Here is a 15,983-nt window from a genome sequence, read left to right on the forward strand (position 1 = left end):
TTTACCGGAGAAAAGAGGTTTACGCGGTTTCTACCGTCGGAAAACTCTTAACCAGTTCGTCCAACGCTTTGAGCTGGGCCAGGAATGGCTCCAGTTTGTCCAGGCGCAAGGCGCAAGGGCCGTCGCATTTGGCATTGTCCGGATCCGGGTGGGCTTCGAGGAACAGACCCGCCAGCGACTGGCTGATGCCGGCCTTGGCCAGATCGGTGACCTGGGCGCGACGCCCGCCAGCGGAATCGGAACGACCACCAGGCATTTGCAGCGCGTGAGTCACGTCGAAGAACACCGGGTATTCGAACTGCTTCATGATGCCGAAGCCGAGCATGTCGACGACCAGATTGTTGTAGCCGAAGCTCGAACCGCGTTCGCAGAGGATCAACTGATCATTACCCGCTTCCACGCACTTGCTCAGGATGTGTTTCATCTCGTGCGGCGCAAGGAACTGGGCTTTCTTGATGTTGATCACCGCGCCAGTCTTGGCCATCGCGACCACGAGGTCGGTCTGGCGCGACAGGAAGGCCGGCAACTGAATGATGTCGCAGACTTCAGCGACGACCGCAGCCTGCTCAGGCTCGTGGACGTCGGTGATGATCGGCACGCCGAAGGCTTGCTTGATGTCCTGGAAAATGCGCATGCCCTCTTCCAGGCCGGGGCCACGGTAAGAGGTCACGGAGGAACGGTTAGCCTTGTCGAAACTGGCCTTGAACACGTAAGGGATACCGAGTTTCTCGGTAACCTTTACGTACTCTTCGCAGACCTGCATCGCCATGTCGCGGCTTTCCAGCACGTTCATGCCACCGAAAAGCACCATTGGCTTGTCGTTGGCAATCTCGATATCGCCTACACGGATGATCTTCTGCGCCATTGGAATCAAGCCTTCTTCTGGTGTTGAGTCAACGCTGCTTTAACGAAACCGGTGAACAACGGGTGACCGTCGCGCGGTGTCGAGGTGAACTCCGGGTGGAACTGGCAAGCGACGAACCAAGGATGATCCGGTGCTTCGACCACTTCAACCAACGCGCCATCACCGGAACGACCGGAGATTTTCAGGCCGGCTTCCATGATTTGCGGCAGCAGGTTGTTGTTCACTTCGTAACGATGACGGTGACGTTCGACGATCACGTCTTTGGCGTAGCAATCGTGAACCAGCGAACCCGGCTCCAGCAGGCAATCCTGTGCGCCGAGACGCATGGTGCCGCCCAGATCGGACGCTTCGGTACGGGTTTCGACCGCGCCGGTGGCATCTTCCCACTCGGTGATCAGGCCCACGACCGGGTGACCGCTGGCGCGATCGAACTCGGTGGAGTTGGCGTCTTTCCAGCCCAGCACGTTACGTGCGAACTCGATGACCGCCACTTGCATGCCGAGGCAGATGCCGAGGTACGGAACCTTGTTTTCGCGAGCGTATTGCACGGCGGTGATCTTGCCTTCCACGCCGCGCAGACCGAAGCCGCCCGGTACTAGGATCGCGTCGACACCTTCGAGCAGGGCGGTACCCTGGTTTTCGATGTCTTCGGAATCGATGTAGCGCAGGTTGACCTTGGTGCGGTTGCTGATGCCGGCGTGACTCATCGCTTCGATCAGCGACTTGTAGGCGTCCAGCAGCTCCATGTACTTGCCGACCATGGCGATGGTGACTTCGTGCTCAGGGTTGAGCTTGGCGTCGACCACGGCTTCCCACTCGGACAGATCGGCGCCGCCACATTGCAGGCCGAAACGCTCGACAACAAAATCGTCCAGGCCTTGCGAGTGCAGGATGCCCGGGATCTTGTAGATGGTGTCGGCGTCTTCCAGCGCAATCACCGCACGTTCTTCAACGTTGGTGAACTGGGCGATCTTGCGACGCGACGAGATGTCGATCGGGTGATCGGAGCGGCACACCAGCACGTCAGGCTGCAGGCCGATGGAACGCAGTTCCTTGACCGAGTGCTGGGTTGGCTTGGTTTTGGTTTCGCCGGCAGTGGCGATGTACGGCACCAGCGTCAGGTGCATCAGCATCGCGCGCTTGGCGCCGACTTCGAAACGCAATTGACGAATGGCTTCGAGGAACGGTTGCGACTCGATGTCACCGACGGTGCCACCGATCTCGACCATCGCCACGTCAGCGTCGCCGGCGCCCTTGATGATGCGGCGCTTGATTTCGTCGGTGATGTGCGGGATCACCTGAATGGTCGCGCCCAGGTAATCACCACGGCGCTCTTTGCGCAGCACGTGTTCGTAGACACGGCCAGTGGTGAAGTTGTTGTTCTGGGTCATGGTCGTGCGGATGAACCGCTCGTAGTGGCCCAGGTCCAGGTCAGTCTCGGCGCCGTCGTGGGTGACGAACACTTCACCGTGCTGGAACGGGCTCATGGTGCCCGGGTCAACGTTGATGTACGGGTCCAGCTTCAGCATGGTGACCTTAAGTCCCCGCGCCTCCAGGATGGCCGCCAATGAAGCCGAGGCAATGCCTTTCCCCAATGAAGAAACAACACCGCCCGTGACGAATATGTAGCGCGTCATGAAAAACCCTAGAAGTCTGCGTTAAAGCGGTCCGAGCCGCCGGGGAAAGCGAAGGAAGGCCGAAGCCCCCGATCACCTGCATTAATCACAGTGCACCTTTCAAAAAAACCGCCGCGTTGTGACAGACCGGGAGATGAAACTCCGGTGCGTTGCTCGCTACACATTTTTTGGAATCGCCCAGCAAAGACTGCTTGGTAATCGGCAACTCCTGCAATTCAGGCGAATCCACAGAAGTTGTATCAAGAAGGGAGCGTAGTCTACCGGAAAGCCCCTATCAGCTCAAACCTTGATCTTCGCTCGGCGGCTGCCAATGTAAATTCCAGCCCTCGCCCGCCTCCCCGTTCAACCCCCGCAACCCCGCCACTGCAAGCAGTTGGTCGGCGCGATAGAGCAGCGGCAATCTGCCACGCACGAATGACGGTACGCCCCGTTCATTAAGCAAACGCTTCAGGTCGCGATGGCCGCGCTCGGGCAGATGCATGACTTCGCCGCCCTGACGATAGCGAATGTGCAGCGGTCCGCCAGGGATCTGCCCGCTCAAAGTCAGCAGGCCGTTATCCGGCAACATCAAAGATGATTCGGGATTTGACCAGCTCGCAACCATCGACGGCGCGCGCAGCCACGGGCCGGATAACCACCAGATGCGCCCAGCGCTGCGATGCAATTCACCGTCGGCCAATCGCCAGATCGGACGCGCATCGCCGGTAGCGTCGCGAAGATCCTCCCATCCCGACCAATGGTCGCTGTCGGGCATGCGCGTGCGCTGGTTCAACCAACAGCTCAAAGCATTGCGTTGACGGGCGGCGGAAAGCTTTTGCAGCGACGCCAGTTCCAGCGACGGCAATCCCAGCCACGCAAACTCATTGCTGCCAGCGGCTGCGGCGAGATCAATCTGCGCCAACTCATCAAGCAGTTCCTGCGCCTCGCGCAGATGGCCAGCGCTGCGGGCCATGGTCGCCTGGGCTTGCGGCCAGCGCTCGGTCAGGCTCGGCAACACTTGGTGGCGCAAGTAATTGCGCGAGAACTGGCGATCCTGATTCGACGGGTCCTCGATCCAGCGCAATTGATGCGCGCGGGCATAGGTTTCGAGTTCGGCGCGGCTGACGTTGAGCAGCGGCCGAAGCAGCTGCCCGTGACCCAGCGCTCGCTGGCTCGGCATAGCCGACAGCCCTCTCACACCGGCGCCACGCAACAGACGAAACAGCAAGGTTTCAGCCTGATCGTCACGGTGCTGGGCGGTCAGCAACACGTCGTTGCAATGCGTCGCCTCAATGAAAGCGCCATAACGCGCCTCCCGCGCGGCACGTTCCAGGCTGGCACCGGGCTGAACCTGCACGCGCACGATTTTCAGCGGCACCCCCAAGCCATCGCAGACAGCCTGACAATGCGCCGGCCACGCATCAGCCGCCGGTTGCAAACCGTGGTGGACATGCAGGGCGCTGAGCGCCGGCAGGGAGTGGGATTTTGCGAGATTGGCGAGAAGGTGCAGCAGGACGGTGGAATCGAGTCCGCCGGAGAACGCGATGCGCCAGTGTGCGGTGTTGCGCCATGGGGCGAGCTGCCCTAGAAGTACTGCGCCAAGTGTCATGAGTACACCAAAACCTGTAGGAGCCGAGCTTGCTCGCGATGAACGATAACGCGGTCGGTCATTAAACCGAAGCGCCCCCTTCGCGGGCAAGCCTTGCTCCTACAAGAGCGAGTGCTCGGCTTAGAGGCCGTAGCTCATCAAGCGCTCATAACGGCGGGTCAGCAGCGCTTCGGTGTCGAAGCCCTTCAACATCGCCAATTGCGAGCTCAGCTCGGCACGGATCGAAGCCGCAGCAGCCGCTGGATCGCGATGCGCGCCGCCCAGTGGTTCGCCGATGACCTTATCAACGATGCCCAGGCCTTTCAGGCGCTCGGCAGTGATGCCCATCGCTTCAGCAGCATCCGGTGCCTTCTCTGCGGTTTTCCACAGAATCGATGCGCAACCTTCCGGCGAAATCACCGCGTAGGTCGAGTACTGCAGCATGTTCAGTTGATCGCAAACACCAATCGCCAAAGCACCGCCAGAACCACCTTCACCGATGACGGTGGCGATGATCGGCGTCTTCAAACGCGCCATGACACGCAGGTTCCAGGCAATCGCTTCGCTCTGGTTGCGCTCTTCGGCGTCGATGCCAGGGTAGGCGCCCGGGGTATCGATGAAGGTCAGGATCGGCATTTTGAAACGTTCGGCCATTTCCATCAGGCGGCACGCTTTGCGATAGCCTTCCGGACGTGGCATGCCAAAGTTGCGGCGAACTTTCTCGCGCACTTCGCGGCCCTTCTGGTGACCGATGATCATCACCGGCTCATCGTTCAGACGCGCGATACCGCCCACAATGGCAGCGTCGTCGGAGAAGTGACGGTCGCCGTGCAACTCATCGAACTCAGTGAAGATGTGCTCGATGTAGTCCAGGGTGTACGGACGTTTCGGGTGACGCGCCAGGCGCGCGATCTGCCAGCTGGTCAGCTTGCCGAAGATGTCTTCGGTCAAGGTGCTGCTCTTGTCCTGCAGGCGGGAGATCTCATCGCCGATATTCAGCGAATTGTCATTACCGACCAAGCGCAACTCTTCGATCTTGGCTTGCAGGTCGGCGATCGGCTGTTCGAAATCTAGAAAATTCGGGTTCATAGGCGTCCGTCTTGGGTCGACTTCCAAGAGAGCTTGGGCCGGCCGGTTGTCTATTCGCGCCCTACCTTAAGGGAGAGGCGCGTTCAGGTCGAGATTAAAAATTCAGGTCGAGATCAGGCAGCCTTCAGCGCGCCTGACCGTCAACGGTATTGGAGGAAGACGTTGTCTCGCCCGAACTGGTCACGCAAGGCTTGAATCAACGCATCCGCCGGGTCGATCCGCCAGGTCTCGCCGAACTGCAGCAAGGCCTTCGCATCGGGGCTGGTGTATTCCATGGTGATCGGGCACGCGCCGCGGTGACGCTTGAACAATTCACCCAACCAGCGTAGCTGATCGCCTTTCAAATCCTTGGTGTGCAGCTTCAGGCGCAGGCTTTCAGCGAGGTTGGTCCGCGCATCTTCCATGCTCATCACGCGTTTGACCCGCAAGCGCAAACCGCCGGAGAAGTCATCGTTGCTGACTTCGCCTTCGACCACCACCATCGCGTCGGTCTGCAACAGCGACTGCGCGGAATGGAAGGCTTCGGCAAACAGCGACGCTTCGATTCGGCCGGAGCGGTCGTCGAGGGTGATGAAACCCATCTTGTCGCCCTTTTTGTTCTTCATCACCCGCAGGGCGATGATCATGCCGGCGACGGTCTGGGTGTCGCGCGCCGGTTTCAGGTCGATGATGCGCTGCCGAGCAAAACGGCGAATCTCGCCTTCGTATTCGTCAATCGGGTGACCGGTCAGGTACAGGCCCAAGGTGTCTTTCTCACCTTTCAGGCGCTCCTTGAGCGTCAGCTCCTTGGCCTTGCGGTGGTTGGCATAAACGTCGGCGTCTGCCTCGACGAACAACCCGCCAAACAGGTCGGCGTGGCCGCTGTCGTGGGTGCGCGCGGTCTGCTCGGCGGCTTTGATCGCGCCTTCCATTGCGTTCAGCAACACCGCGCGATTGCGGTCGATGTTGGCCTGATAGGCTTTGGTTTCGTCATGGAAGTACGGCCCCAGACGATCCAGCGCACCGCTGCGGATCAGACCGTCGAGGGTACGTTTGTTGATGCGTTTGAGGTCGACCCGCGCGCAGAAGTCGAACAAGTCCTTGAACGGCCCGTCCTGACGCGCCTCGGTGATCGCTTCCACCGGACCTTCGCCGACACCCTTGATCGCGCCGAGGCCATAGATGATCCGGCCCTCGTCGTTCACCGTGAACTTGAATTCCGAAGTATTCACATCCGGCGCGTCGAGACGCAGCTTCATGGTGCGAATTTCTTCGATCAAGGTCACGACCTTGTCGGTGTTGTGCATGTCCGCCGACAGTACAGCAGCCATGAACGGCGCCGGGTAATGGGTTTTCAGCCAAGCCGTCTGGTACGACACCAGACCATAAGCGGCGGAGTGAGACTTGTTGAAACCGTAACCGGCGAATTTTTCCACCAGGTCGAAAATGTTACCGGCAAGGTCGGCTTCGATATTGTTGGTCTTGCAACCTTCAATAAAACCGCCGCGCTGCTTGGCCATTTCTTCGGGTTTTTTCTTACCCATGGCGCGACGCAGCATGTCTGCACCGCCGAGGGTGTAACCGGCCATGACCTGCGCGATCTGCATCACCTGTTCTTGATACAGGATGATGCCGTAAGTCGGCGCCAATACTGGCTTGAGGCCTTCGTATTGATAATCCGAGTGCGGATACGCCAGCTCGGCGCGACCGTGCTTACGGTTGATAAAGTCGTCAACCATGCCCGATTGCAGCGGGCCCGGACGGAACAGGGCGACCAGTGCGATCAAGTCTTCCAGGCAGTCGGGCTTGAGCTTTTTGATCAGCTCTTTCATGCCGCGCGACTCAAGCTGGAACACCGCGGTTGTTTCAGCCTTTTGCAGCAACTGGTAAGTCGGTTTGTCATCCAGCGGAATGAACGCAATGTCCAGCGGCGGCTGATCGACTTTGGCGCGGTCGCGGTTGATGGTTTTCAGCGCCCAGTCGATGACCGTCAGCGTTCGCAGACCGAGGAAGTCGAACTTCACCAGGCCGGCCGCCTCGACGTCATCCTTGTCGAACTGGGTTACCAGACCGTCGCCGGCCTCGTCGCAATAAATCGGTGAGAAGTCAGTCAGTTTGGTCGGCGCGATAACCACACCACCGGCGTGTTTACCGACGTTACGCACAACGCCTTCGAGCTTGCGCGCCATGTCCCAGATTTCCGCGGCTTCTTCATCGACCTTGATGAAGTCGCGGAGGATTTCTTCCTGCTCGTAGGCTTTTTCCAGGGTCATGCCGACTTCGAACGGAATCATCTTCGACAGGCGATCCGCCAGGCCGTAGGACTTGCCCTGCACCCGCGCCACGTCGCGGACCACAGCCTTGGCCGCCATCGAACCGAAGGTGATGATCTGGCTGACCGCGTTGCGACCGTATTTTTCGGCCACGTATTCGATTACGCGGTCCCGGCCATCCATGCAGAAGTCGACGTCGAAGTCGGGCATCGAGACCCGTTCCGGGTTCAGGAAACGTTCGAACAGCAGGTCATATTCCAGCGGATCGAGGTCGGTAATCTTCTGCACATAGGCCACCAGCGACCCGGCACCCGATCCACGCCCCGGCCCCACCGGCACGCCGTTGCTTTTGGCCCACTGGATAAAGTCCATAACGATCAGGAAGTAACCGGGGAAGCCCATCTGGATGATGATATCCAGCTCGAAATTCAGCCGATCAACGTAGACCTGACGTTTGGTTTCGTAGTCTTCGGTGGTGTCCTTGGGCAGCAGCACGCTGAGGCGATCTTCCAGGCCATCGAAGGACACCTTGCGGAAATACTCATCGATGGTCATGCCATCGGGGATCGGGAAGTTGGGCAGGAAGTGCTTGCCGAGCTTCACTTCGATGTTGCAGCGCTTGGCGATCTCGACCGTGTTGGCCAGCGCCTCGGGAATGTCGCTGAACAGCTCAGCCATTTCCTCGGCACTTTTGAGGTATTGCTGATCGCTGTAATTCTTCGAACGCCGCGGATCGTCGAGGGCGCGGCCCTCACCGATGCAGACGCGGGTTTCGTGCGCCTCGAAATCTTCCTGCTTGATAAAGCGCACATCGTTGGTCGCCACCAGCGGCGCGCCGATTTTCTCGGCCAGGGCCACGGCGCCGTGCAATTGTTCTTCGTCATTGGGGCGACTGGTGCGCTGGATTTCCAGGTAAAAACGGTCCGGGAACACCGCCATCCATTCCCGCGCGAGTTTTTCCGCTTCGGCCGGGTTGCCGCCGAGCATGGCCAGGCCGATCTCGCCCTCCTTCGCCGCCGACAGCATGATCAAGCCTTCGCTCGCTTCGGCCACCCACTCGCGCTCGATGATGATCGAGCCATTGCGCTGACCGTCGATAAAACCGCGCGAGATCAGTTCAGTGAGGTTGCGATAACCGACGCCATTCATCGCCAGCAGGCTGATCCGGCTCAGCGCGTTGTCCGGATCCTTGTTCGACAGCCACAGGTCGGCGCCGCAGATCGGCTTGATGCCTGCGCCCATGGCCGCTTTATAGAATTTGACCAGCGAACACATGTTGTTCTGGTCGGTGACCGCAACGGCAGGCATGTTCATGCCGACCAGGGTCTTGACCAGCGGTTTGATCCGCACCAGACCGTCGACCAGGGAATATTCAGTGTGCAGGCGTAGGTGAACGAATGAAGCCGGCATGGTGATCCTGCGTTATGTCATGAAAACAGCAAGGCCCGGATTGTACCGGGCCTTGGAAAAAACATCAGCCTTGCGACTAAATCACAATCAGGTTTTCGCGCGCCTCGTACGCCATGCGCACCGGGGCGAACGAGCGTCGGTGAATCGGCGTCGGTCCGAGACGGGCCAGCGCTTCCAGATGAACGGGCGTCGGGTAGCCTTTGTGGCCGCCCATTCCGTAACCCGGGTAGATCAATTCGAACGCGGCCATCTCGCGGTCGCGGCTGACTTTGGCGAGAATCGATGCCGCAGCAATTGCCGGGACCTTGCCGTCGCCCTGCACCACCGCTTCGGCGCGCATCGACAATTTAGGGCAGCGGTTGCCGTCGATCATCGCCAGTTTCGGCTGAATGTGCAGGCCTTCGATGGCGCGCTGCATCGCCAGCATGGTGGCGTGGAGGATGTTCAGTTCGTCGATTTCTTCGACTTCAGCGCGGGCGATGCACCAACTCAGCGCTTTCTCGCAGATTTCGTCGTAGAGCTTTTCGCGGCGCGCTTCGGTGAGCTTCTTCGAATCATTGAGGCCGAGGATCGGTCGCATCGGATCAAGGATCACCGCAGCGGTGACCACGGCGCCGCACAGCGGGCCGCGACCGACTTCGTCGACACCGGCAACCAAATCCACGGCTTCTGCGACCAAAGTGAAATCCAGCCCCATTTGCATGCTTGTCTTACTCATTGTATTTCGCCGATCAGTTTCAGCACGGCGTCCGCCGCCTGGTTGGAGGCGTCCAGACGAAGGGTGCGGTGGATCTCGTCGAAACCGCGAGTCTGCTCTTCGCCGCCCTCGATCAATGGCGACAAGGTCTGGGCCAGCGCTTCGACCGTTGCATCGTCCTGTAACAACTCCGGGACCAACAGGCGCTGGGCGAGCAAGTTGGGCAGCGAGACGTAAGGACTTTTGACCATGCGCTTGAGAATCCAGAACGTCAGCGGCGCCAAGCGATACGCAACGACCATCGGTCGTTTGTACAGCAACGCTTCAAGCGTCGCCGTGCCGGAAGCGATCAACACTGCGTCGCAGGCCGCCAGCGCCAGATGGGATTTGCCGTCGAGCAACGTCAGCGGCAGATCTCGCCCGGCCAGCAGTTCTTCGAGCTGCGCGCGGCGCTCGGGGTTGGCGCACGGCACCACGAAACGCACGCCGGGACGCAACGCGCGCAGACGCTGGGCGGTATCGAGGAACAGCGCACCGAGACGCCCGACTTCACCGCCGCGACTGCCCGGCATCAGCGCCACTAGCGGCCCGTCCGGTAAACCGAGTTCGGCGCGCGCGGCGGCGCGATCGGCTTGCAGCGGAATCGCATCGGCCAGCGAGTGCCCGACGAAGCGCACTGGCACGCCCTTCTCTTCGTAGAATTTGGCTTCGAACGGGAACAGCGTCAGCATCAAGTCGCAGCCTTCGCGAATCTTCAGCACGCGCTTTTGCCGCCACGCCCAGACCGACGGGCTGACGTAATGCACGGTTTTGATCCCGGCCTGACGCAGCTTCAGTTCGATATTGAGGTTGAAGTCCGGCGCATCGATGCCGATGAACACGTCCGGTTTCTCGGCGATCAGGTCGGCGACCAGTTTCTTGCGCCGCGCGAGCAACTCGCGCAATCGGCCCAGCACTTCCACCAGGCCCATGACCGACAGCCGTTCCATCGGGAAGTACGAGGTCAGGCCTTCGGCCTGCATCAACGGGCCACCGACGCCAATGAACTCCACCGCCGGGTGCTGTGCCTTGAGAGCACGCATCAAACCGGCGCCCAGAATGTCACCGGAAGCCTCACCCGCTACCAGCGCAATACGCAAATTAGCCATGATTAACGAGTGATGCCGCGAGTCGAAGACTGGATGGAATCACGGAATACCGCGACTTCCGGGAACTGTGCCGAAGGTTCGGACAGTTCGGCGAGCGCCTGGTCAACCGTCAGGCCCTGGCGGTAAACCACCTTGTAGGCGCGACGCAAGGCGTGGATGGCGTCCTCGCTGAAACCGCGACGGCGCATGCCTTCGAAGTTCATGCTGCGGGCTTCGGCAGGGTTGCCGAACACCGTGACATACGCGGGAACGTCTTTGCCGATGGCGGTGCCCATACCGGAAAAGCTGTGGGCGCCGATGTGGCAATACTGGTGAACCAGGGTGAAACCGGAGAGGATCGCCCAGTCGTCAACGTGCACATGGCCGGCCAACGCGGTGTTGTTGACCAGGATGCAGTGGTTGCCGATCACGCTGTCGTGACCAATGTGCGCGTAGGCCATCACCAGGTTGTGATCACCCAGCGTGGTTTCGGCGCGGTCCTGCACGGTGCCACGGTGAATCGTCACGCCTTCGCGGATGACATTGTGGTCACCGATGACCAGGCGGGTTTCTTCACCCTTGTATTTCAGATCGGGCGTGTCCTCACCTACCGAGGAAAACTGGTAAATGCGGTTGTGCTTGCCGATGCGGGTCGGGCCTTTGAGAATTACATGCGGCCCGATCACTGTCCCCTCGCCGATTTCCACACCTGCGCCGACGATCGACCATGGGCCGACCTCGACACCCTCAGCCAGTACGGCTGTCGGATCGATGATTGCGCGAGGGTCAATCAAACTCATAGTTTGCGTTCCGCGCAGATGATTTCAGCGGAGCAGACTGGTTTGCCGTCGACCGAAGCCTGGCATTCGAACTTCCAGATCTGGCGCTTGCAGCTGATGAAACGGGCTTCGAGGATCAACTGATCGCCGGGGGTGACAGGCTGGCGAAAACGCAGCTTGTCGGAGCCGACGAAGTAGTAAAGCGTGCCGTCAGCGGGCTTCACGTCGAGCATTTTGAAGCCAAGGATACCGGCAGCCTGAGCCATTGCTTCGATGATCAGTACGCCCGGCATGATTGGATGCGCAGGGAAGTGACCATTGAAGAACGGTTCGTTGATGCTGACATTCTTGTAGGCGCGAATGCGCTTGCCTTCCACATCCAGTTCCACGACCCGGTCCACCAGCAGGAACGGGTAACGGTGAGGCAGGTATTCGCGAATCTCGTTGATGTCCATCATTTCGGGGGGAAGCCTATGTAAAGATTGGGAGCGCGCGACTGACGCGCACCCCTCTAGCAAATCAAGGAGGCAGTCTAGCGGCTGTGCACACTTGATATGGAAATGGTATCAGCCATCTGATGAAGCATTATTGCCAGGGGTCACTTCCCCTACACGCTTTTCCAGCTGTCGCAGACGCCTCGCGATGTCATCGAGCTGACGGATGCGTGCCGCGCTTTTGCGCCACTCGGCAGCCGGTTGCATGGCTGTCCCGGAAGAATAGGAACCCGGCTCGGTAATCGAGTGGGTCACCATGGTCATCCCGGTCAGGAAAACGTTGTCGCAAATCTCGATATGCCCCACCAGCCCGACACCGCCGGCGAGCATGCAATGCTTGCCGATCTTGGTGCTGCCGGAGATGCCCACGCACGCCGCCATGGCGGTGTGATCACCGATCTGGACGTTGTGAGCAATCTGGATCTGGTTGTCGAGCTTCACACCATTGCCCAGCACGGTATCGGCCAGCGCCCCGCGATCGATAGCGGTGTTGACGCCAATCTCGACGTCGTCACCAACCAGCACGCCGCCAATCTGCGCGATCTTCTGCCAGACGCCTTTCTCGTTGGCGAAACCAAAACCTTCGCCACCGAGCACGGCGCCCGACTGAATCACCACGCGTTTGCCAATGCGCACGTCGTGGTACAGCGTGACCCGCGGAGCCAGCCAACCGCCCTCGCCAATCTCGCAGCGAGCACCGATGAAGCAATGCGCGCCAACGGTGACACCCGCCGCAATCCGCGCGCCGCTTTCAATCACCGCAAACGCACCGATGCTCGCCGCCGGGTCAACCACCGCGTCCGCCGCAATCACTGCCGTCGGATGAACACCGGCAGCCGCTTTGGGTTTGGGGTCGAACAGATGGGAGATGCGCGCGTACGCCAGATACGGGTCAGGCACGATCAGCACGTTACCGGCAAAACCTTCGGCATCAGCAGCCTTCAGCAACAGTGCTGCAGCCTTGCTGTCCGCGAGGTATTTACGGTATTGAGGATTTGCCAGAAAGCTCAACTGAGCTGGGCCAGCCTCTTGCAAAGTGGCTAGCCCAGTAATTTCCTTCTCCGCGTCGCCACTCAGGGTGGCGCCGAGGAACTCGGCCAATTGGCCGAGCTTTATAGTCGCTGTCATGGATTACTTCAGCTGATTCATGCGCTCGATAACCTGGCGAGTGATGTCGTACTGAGGTTTGACATCAATCACTGCGCCACGCTCGAAGACCAGGTCAAAAGCACCTTTCTTGATGACTTCTTCCACAGCGCTGTCCAGTTTCGGCTTCAGCTGCTTCAGCATTTCACGGTCAGCCACGGCTTTGGCTTCGTTCAGTTCCTTGGACTGGAACTGGAAGTCGCGGGCCTTTTGCTTGAATTCAAGCTCCAGACGCTCACGCTCGCCTTGCTGCATCTTGTCGCCACCGGCAACCAGACGGTCCTGAATACCTTTGGCACTGCTTTCCAGGGTTTTCAGTTTGCTCAGCTGTGGGCCGAACTTCTTCTCGGCGTCGACGGCGTATTTTTTCGCCGCGTCGGATTCGAGCAGAGCCATCTGATAATTCAGAACGGCGATTTTCATGTCGGCAAAAGCCGGGCCTGCAACCAGTACGGTCGCCAGGAGAACCAATTGAGTCAACTTACGCACGATGCACTCCTACAAAATCCATTGTCGTTATCTTGGGTCAGACGCTTAGAACGTCTGGCCGAGGGAGAATTGGAACACTTGAGTTTCAGCGTCATCCGGTTTCTTGATCGGCATGGCCAACGCGAAGCTCAGAGGACCCAGTGCGGTGACCCAGGTCACGCCGACACCGACGGAGCTCGCCATATTGCTCAAGCTGATGTCGTTGCACTTCGTATTGGACGAAGAGCCGTTGGCGTTGGTGCTGTCTTTACACGTTGAGTCGAAAACGTTGCCCACGTCCCAGAATACCGAAGTCCGCAGGGAACGCTGATCCTTGACGAATGGTAACGGGAACAGCAATTCAACACCGCCCTGGATCAGGACGTTGCCACCAAACGGCAGCGGATCCTGGTCAGGGTCAGCCAAAGTACCCGGGTTGGTGCCGCGACTCGGCGTACTGCGAGGACCGAGCGTGCTGTCCTTGAAGCCACGAACCGAGTTGAAACCACCAGCATAGTAGTTTTCATAGAACGGCAAGCCGTCGGTGGAACCGTAACCATCGCCATAGCCCAATTCAGTGTGCAGGCGCATGGTGTAGTTTTCAGACAATGGCTGGAACAACTGGCCACGGTAGTCGAGTTTGAAGAACGACAGGTCGCTGCCCGGCGTAGTGGTTTCCAGAGTCAGGCTCTGCGAGCGGCCACGAGTTGCCAGCACACCTTTGTTCAACGTCGATTCGGACCAGCCGGCAGACGCCTTGAAGTTGAGGTAGTTGTCGCCTTCCTGGTTCACGAAGTCGAAAATCTCGTCAACGGTGTATTGACCAGTCTTGATCTTGTCCTGCTGCGCACTCAAGCCGAAGGTCAGGCGCGACGTTTCGCTGATCGGGTAGCCGACGCTGACGCCAGCACCCAGGCTGTCTACCGCATAGCTTGCAACATCGACGTCGAGGTCTTTGTAGTCAGTGGTGCGATAGAAAGCGTTGTAACCCAGGCTCACACCATCAGCAGTCCAGTACGGATCGACATAGCTGAAGTTGTAACGGCTCTGGTATTCGCTGCGGGTCAAACCGACGCTGACCTTGTTACCCGAACCGAGGAAGTTGTTCTGGGTGATCGAACCACCGAGGATCAGACCGGCACTCTGGGCGAAACCGACACTGGCGGTAATCGAACCGGAAGCCTGCTCTTCAACGCTGTAGTTCACGTCAACCTGGTCGTCCACGCCCGGTACGGCCGGGGTTTCGACGTTGACTTCTTTGAAGAAGCCCAGACGTTCAAGACGTGTCTTCGATTGGTCGATCAGGTAGGTCGAAGCCCAGCCGCCTTCCATCTGACGCATTTCACGACGCAGCACTTCGTCTTCCGACTTGGTGTTGCCACGGAAGTTGATGCGGTTCACGTAGGCACGCTTGCCTGGATCAACGGCGAAGGTGATGTCTACGGTGTTGTCTTCTTCGTGCGGCTGAGGCACGCCGTTGACGTTGGCGAAGGTGTAACCCTCGTTACCGAGACGACGGGTGATCAGTTCGGAAGTGGTGGTCATCAGCTTGCGCGAGAACACCTGGCCTTTCTGTACCAGCAGCAGGGACTTGACCTGATCTTCAGGCACTTTCAGGTCACCGCTGAGTTTCACGTCGCGAACGGTGTACTTCTCGCCTTCGCTGACGTTAACGGTGATGTAGACGTGTTTCTTGTCCGGGGTGATGGACACCTGGGTCGAAGCGATATCCATGTTGATATAGCCGCGGTCCAGGTAGTAGGAGCGCAGACGCTCCAGGTCACCGGAGAGTTTTTCACGAGCGTACTTGTCATCGTTCTTGAAGAACGACAGCCAGTTGGTGGTCTTGAGTTCGAACAGGTCGATCAGGTCGTCGTCGGCAAATACCGTGTTACCCACCACGTTGATGTGCTGGATGGCGGCAACGGTGCCTTCGTTGATATTGACCTTCAACGCGACGCGGTTACGCGGCTGCGCCACCACTTCGGCGTCGACGGTGGCCGAGTAACGACCCTGGGCAACGTACTGACGTTGCAGTTCGTTACGCACACCTTCGAGGGTGGCACGCTGGAAGATCTCGCCTTCGGAGAGGCCGGATTGTTTCAGGCCCTTCATCAGGTCTTCAGTGGAGATGGCCTTGTTACCCTCGATCTCGATACTGGCGACCGACGGACGCTCGACTACCGTGATAACGAGGACATTGCCTTCGCGACCCAGCTGGATATCTTGAAAGAACCCGGTTTTGAACAACGCACGAGTGGATTCCACCAGGCGACGATCGTCCGCCTGCTCACCGACGTTCAACGGCAAGGCACCAAAGACACTACCCGCGGAGACCCGCTGGAGGCCATTGACGCGAATATCAGAGATAGTGAAGGACTCGGCGTGAACTTCGGCGATCATCAATACGGTGAGAACCGCAGTTAGCAGCAGACGTTTCATGAAGTCCTTT

12 protein-coding genes are annotated in these 15,983 nt (G+C 59.2%); all 12 read right to left on the minus strand.

Annotated features, from left to right (window positions below):
* Positions 1–19 precede the first annotated feature (19 nt).
* On the minus strand, positions 20–865 hold the full coding sequence (gene kdsA / locus BLU01_RS06670) for a 3-deoxy-8-phosphooctulonate synthase (protein WP_092272409.1): 846 nt from the start codon (positions 863–865) through the stop codon (positions 20–22).
* A gap of 5 nt (positions 866–870) precedes the next feature.
* Entirely contained in the window at positions 871–2,502 is a 1,632-nt protein-coding gene (locus BLU01_RS06675) for a CTP synthase (RefSeq protein ID WP_092272412.1), read from the minus strand.
* A gap of 274 nt (positions 2,503–2,776) precedes the next feature.
* Positions 2,777–4,090, minus strand: a complete 1,314-nt coding sequence (tilS, locus tag BLU01_RS06680) for a tRNA lysidine(34) synthetase TilS (RefSeq protein ID WP_092272415.1) — start codon at positions 4,088–4,090, stop codon at positions 2,777–2,779.
* 120 nt (positions 4,091–4,210) lie between these two features.
* Positions 4,211–5,158: an acetyl-CoA carboxylase carboxyltransferase subunit alpha gene (locus BLU01_RS06685; RefSeq protein ID WP_092272419.1), complete on the minus strand. Its 948-nt coding sequence runs from the start codon at positions 5,156–5,158 to the stop codon at positions 4,211–4,213.
* Positions 5,159–5,298: 140 nt separating this feature from the next.
* The gene (gene dnaE, locus BLU01_RS06690; protein ID WP_092272422.1) at positions 5,299–8,820 is read right to left on the minus strand and encodes a DNA polymerase III subunit alpha; all 3,522 of its coding nucleotides are present in this window, start codon (positions 8,818–8,820) and stop codon (positions 5,299–5,301) included.
* 76 nt (positions 8,821–8,896) lie between these two features.
* Complete coding sequence (rnhB, locus tag BLU01_RS06695; protein ID WP_167370466.1) at positions 8,897–9,523, minus strand: ribonuclease HII; 627 nt, start codon at positions 9,521–9,523, stop codon at positions 8,897–8,899.
* 11 nt (positions 9,524–9,534) lie between these two features.
* Positions 9,535–10,665 carry a lipid-A-disaccharide synthase gene (gene lpxB, locus BLU01_RS06700; protein WP_092272427.1) on the minus strand — a complete coding sequence of 377 codons (1,131 nt, stop codon included), beginning with the start codon at positions 10,663–10,665 and terminating at the stop codon, positions 9,535–9,537.
* A 2-nt stretch (positions 10,666–10,667) separates the two neighbouring features.
* Positions 10,668–11,444 carry an acyl-ACP--UDP-N-acetylglucosamine O-acyltransferase gene (gene lpxA / locus BLU01_RS06705; protein ID WP_092272430.1) on the minus strand — a complete coding sequence of 259 codons (777 nt, stop codon included), beginning with the start codon at positions 11,442–11,444 and terminating at the stop codon, positions 10,668–10,670.
* Complete coding sequence (gene fabZ / locus BLU01_RS06710; protein ID WP_017336708.1) at positions 11,441–11,881, minus strand: 3-hydroxyacyl-ACP dehydratase FabZ; 441 nt, start codon at positions 11,879–11,881, stop codon at positions 11,441–11,443. The genes lpxA and fabZ overlap by 4 nt, the downstream gene beginning before the upstream one ends.
* Positions 11,882–11,989: 108 nt before the next feature.
* Complete coding sequence (gene lpxD / locus BLU01_RS06715; RefSeq protein ID WP_092272433.1) at positions 11,990–13,045, minus strand: UDP-3-O-(3-hydroxymyristoyl)glucosamine N-acyltransferase; 1,056 nt, start codon at positions 13,043–13,045, stop codon at positions 11,990–11,992.
* A 3-nt stretch (positions 13,046–13,048) separates the two neighbouring features.
* On the minus strand, positions 13,049–13,552 hold the full coding sequence (locus tag BLU01_RS06720) for an OmpH family outer membrane protein (protein WP_092272436.1): 504 nt from the start codon (positions 13,550–13,552) through the stop codon (positions 13,049–13,051).
* A gap of 45 nt (positions 13,553–13,597) precedes the next feature.
* Positions 13,598–15,973: an outer membrane protein assembly factor BamA gene (gene bamA / locus BLU01_RS06725; protein ID WP_092272439.1), complete on the minus strand. Its 2,376-nt coding sequence runs from the start codon at positions 15,971–15,973 to the stop codon at positions 13,598–13,600.
* Between the last annotated feature and the right edge of the window lie 10 nt (positions 15,974–15,983).

It is taken from the genome of Pseudomonas prosekii (genome assembly GCF_900105155.1).
Taxonomy (GTDB): Bacteria; Pseudomonadota; Gammaproteobacteria; order Pseudomonadales; family Pseudomonadaceae; genus Aquipseudomonas; species Aquipseudomonas prosekii.

Excerpts from the sequence above, each read along its gene's own strand:
- rnhB (WP_167370466.1), bottom strand. The coding sequence starts at position 9,523 with ATGCAAATGGGGCTGGATTTCACTTTGGTCGCAGAAGCCGTGGATTTG.
- lpxB (WP_092272427.1), bottom strand. The coding sequence starts at position 10,665 with ATGGCTAATTTGCGTATTGCGCTGGTAGCGGGTGAGGCTTCCGGTGAC.
- lpxD (WP_092272433.1), bottom strand. The coding sequence starts at position 13,045 with ATGACAGCGACTATAAAGCTCGGCCAATTGGCCGAGTTCCTCGGCGCC.
- kdsA (WP_092272409.1), bottom strand. The coding sequence starts at position 865 with ATGGCGCAGAAGATCATCCGTGTAGGCGATATCGAGATTGCCAACGAC.
- lpxA (WP_092272430.1), bottom strand. The coding sequence starts at position 11,444 with ATGAGTTTGATTGACCCTCGCGCAATCATCGATCCGACAGCCGTACTG.
- tilS (WP_092272415.1), bottom strand. The coding sequence starts at position 4,090 with ATGACACTTGGCGCAGTACTTCTAGGGCAGCTCGCCCCATGGCGCAAC.
- BLU01_RS06685 (WP_092272419.1), bottom strand. The coding sequence starts at position 5,158 with ATGAACCCGAATTTTCTAGATTTCGAACAGCCGATCGCCGACCTGCAA.
- BLU01_RS06675 (WP_092272412.1), bottom strand. The coding sequence starts at position 2,502 with ATGACGCGCTACATATTCGTCACGGGCGGTGTTGTTTCTTCATTGGGG.
- dnaE (WP_092272422.1), bottom strand. The coding sequence starts at position 8,820 with ATGCCGGCTTCATTCGTTCACCTACGCCTGCACACTGAATATTCCCTG.
- bamA (WP_092272439.1), bottom strand. The coding sequence starts at position 15,973 with ATGAAACGTCTGCTGCTAACTGCGGTTCTCACCGTATTGATGATCGCC.
- fabZ (WP_017336708.1), bottom strand. The coding sequence starts at position 11,881 with ATGATGGACATCAACGAGATTCGCGAATACCTGCCTCACCGTTACCCG.